The organism is Erwinia sp. (assembly GCF_031978025.1).
Classification (GTDB): Bacteria; Pseudomonadota; Gammaproteobacteria; order Enterobacterales; family Enterobacteriaceae; genus Erwinia.
Genome location: NZ_DALZCD010000382.1, coordinates 1 through 3,055 on the forward strand (window position 1 = coordinate 1; position 3,055 = coordinate 3,055).

Below are 3,055 nucleotides of genomic sequence, written 5' to 3' on the forward strand. Positions count from 1 at the left end.
TCAGGTGTTAGTGTTCTTACGGACGTGAGGGTTCAAGTCCCTCTCTTCGCACCACGTTGAACCTTCTCTTCTGTCCTTCTCTTTTGTCCTTCTCTTTTCGTTATTTCTCTGTTTTATCTCTGATTTTCCAGCCATTATTTTTCGCTTTCGTCCCTTACCGTCTGCACCATGGCTCTGCTGTGTCTTTTGCTGCCCGCAATATTGCGCGGCTGTCGCTCTGCTGTTGCTGCGTGTTTTGTGCCAGCCAGGGTATTGCTCTGCTACTGTGTGCTTTGCTATCCGGGATATCGCTCTGTTGCTGCGTGCTTTGCCATCTGGGATATCGCTCTGCTGCTGCGTGCTTTGCCTTCCACGGTATCACTCTGCTGTTGTGTGCTTTGCTATCCGGGATATCGCTCTGCTGTTGTGTGCTTTGCTATCCAGGATATCGCTCTGCTGCTGTGTGCTTTGCTATCCGGGGTATTGCTCTGCTGTTGCGTACCTTGCCGTCCACAGTATGGCTCTGCCGCTACGGTTTCGATCGCCCTGACGCGCCGATACACCTGGCTCAACCTTAACGTCCCGCATGTGTTCTGAGGCTGTCCTTACGCGGGCTGCTACTTTAAAAGCGTGCCGAAGTTGACCGAGATCGTCACTATTCCTCCCATCAGTGCCAGGCAGGAGGGCAGCAGCAGATAGTGCCGCAGCCGTTTGTGATAGAGCATGGCTACCGTAGCCAGTAGCGCAATGACCATCACCAGGCGCCATTGGTTGAAGGAAAGATTCATCAAGGTAATCAGCGGCATAACAGCACAAGGCAGCAGCATACCCCAGGCACTGTCCAGTTTTTTTACCCACATTTAGCTTACTCCTCCTACGCCACAGGCGGTCAGCACCGCTTCGCCAGCATCTTTAATGATAATGATTACCAATAGCATATAAGAATATTTATCATTTTGCAGCAAGATTTCTGAAGGTGCTTTTACGCCCGATGATGACACCAGAGATATTAAGTGTTAAATTATCGGCGCCTTACTATTCCTAAATCCAAATAATAATAACAGCAAACTCCTCCCGGCATGGTCCTTTTCAGACCAGGCCGTGTGCTATTCAGGCAGTCATGAGTAGAAAAGAATGAAATTACAAAGCTATAACGAATTGCTTCACAGCAAATATCGGCTTTCGCTGATACTTTTTCTCTTTTTAAACACAGCAGCGTCTTTATTTTATATTTACAGCAAGAACGAAAAAAGCGGATTACCCGCGTCGATTATTGCTTTGCTTAGCGTAACGTTATTGATATGGACGTTTTTGCGTCCCAGAGGGAAATTTCCCTTATTAAATATCGCAGCGATAACCACCGGCCTGCTCTGGGCCTGGCAAATTGTCCTGACATTTGAATTAATTTTCTATTTTGATAACAGTTTTTTGCTGGTTAGCCTGTTTTGCGCCTTTTTTATTGCGGCCATTGCATTGAACGATAATCTGCTGGCGTTTTGCCTGCATACCGCCCCGCCCGCTGTGGCGGTGACAGTCCTGGATCACGGACAGAATACGGCGACTATCGCCTTCACTATTCTGCTGCCGCTGGTAGGCTTTACGCTGAACAACATCCTGCAAAGACGGCAGGATCGCTTTACCCGTCGCCTGGTGAGCCAGCTCTACGAAGAGAAAGAGGCCTGGAGCGATTTGAGTATGCTCGACCCGTTAACCGGCCTTTATAACCGGCGAGGGTTGACGAACCGGCTGAAAAATATATTTGATAATCATGCAGGTAACCATTTTGTCCTGCTGTTGGATATCGATCACTTCAAAGCTTATAACGACAATTACGGTCATGCGATGGGCGACCAGGCGCTGGCGCGCGTGTCGGTTGCTATCCGCGATGCGGTTCGTTCCCGTGATATCGTGGCGCGTTATGGCGGCGAGGAGTTCCTGGTGCTGTTGACCAACGTTAACGAAGCTATCGCCATGAAGCTGTCCGAGCGTATTCGTTTGTATGTGCACGAACTGGAGATCCCGCATCTTTTTAACGAGCGCGTTGCCACACACGTTACCCTTAGCGCCGGTTTCGCGCCCATAATCGATGAGGATTTTGACAGTGCGGTTGCTAACGCCGATCGTGCGCTCTATCTGGCGAAAAATCGGGGGAGAAATACTATTCTCTCCTGGGAAGCGCTGGCACAGAACGATTCAGCCAGACCAGCTGATATGCGTTAATGCTTTCGTCGGCCTGCGAGCTTCAGGTCGACGAAATAAATTTGCCTTAATATGACCTGCCGTGGATTACCCCAGTTTGATTTATATTCTTTAAAGGCACAGGGATGGGCCGGATATTTTTTTCGGACTCATTTCAGATGTCTTTAAGGGAAACTCTGCTACGCAGATTATTATTCCCTTGCACAGGAATTATTGTATTTATCCGGGCGATCTAAAATCAAATTAATGCCGGATAAAGCCCTGCGACCGTTTCCACTCATCTTCCTGCGGCCAGCAGCATTAATACAAATTAACTTATTCAGAAAACCCCTCGCTTTATCTGTTTGTGCCCTCCTCCGGGCGATCAAAATGGTGCTTGTTTGTCCGCCACGCCTCAGATACAATCACGAACGATTATCATTTGCCTTCCCACTTAGATGGATGCCGGATAACCCATGAGCACGCTTCGTCGCCAGGTCACAGAGTCAGCCGCTTCCCCGCTTATCTTTCTGCAGAGTCATCGCCCGCTGGCCGGTTCGCTGCGCGCGCTGTTCAGCGAGCATCGCGCTTACTTTCTGGATACGATCAGGCTGAATGAAACGGCGCCTGCCGGCTCGCTGACGCTGGAGCAGTGGTCGCAGCCGGAGGCATTCGCCCGGCTTAATGCGCTCTACGGCGATTTTATTTATCGCGCTCACGGTGACCTGGAAAGGGAAGACAAGCCGCTGCAATCGCTTTGGGCGCAATGGTATCTGGGCCTGCTCCTGCCCCCCCTGATGATGGCGCTGCTGCTGGATAACCGGGCACTGGACTGTACACCGGGCCATATTCACGTTGAATTTCATGAGACGGGCCGCCCTGCCGCTTTTTGGATCGA

3 protein-coding genes are annotated in these 3,055 nt (G+C 50.2%); 2 read left to right on the forward strand and 1 reads right to left on the reverse strand.

Annotated elements, in window-relative coordinates:
• Window positions 1-596 precede the first annotated feature (596 nt).
• Window positions 597-839 carry a DUF1435 domain-containing protein gene (locus tag RTK32_RS20580; protein ID WP_312047203.1) on the reverse strand — a complete coding sequence of 81 codons (243 nt, stop codon included), beginning with the start codon at window positions 837-839 and terminating at the stop codon, window positions 597-599.
• 274 nt (window positions 840-1,113) lie between these two features.
• Between RTK32_RS20580 and RTK32_RS20585 the strand changes: the two genes are divergently transcribed.
• On the forward strand, window positions 1,114-2,199 hold the full coding sequence (locus RTK32_RS20585) for a diguanylate cyclase domain-containing protein (RefSeq protein WP_312047204.1): 1,086 nt from the start codon (window positions 1,114-1,116) through the stop codon (window positions 2,197-2,199).
• A gap of 434 nt (window positions 2,200-2,633) precedes the next feature.
• On the forward strand, window positions 2,634-3,055 hold a 422-nt coding region (locus RTK32_RS20590; protein WP_312047206.1), incomplete at its 3' end, for an IucA/IucC family C-terminal-domain containing protein.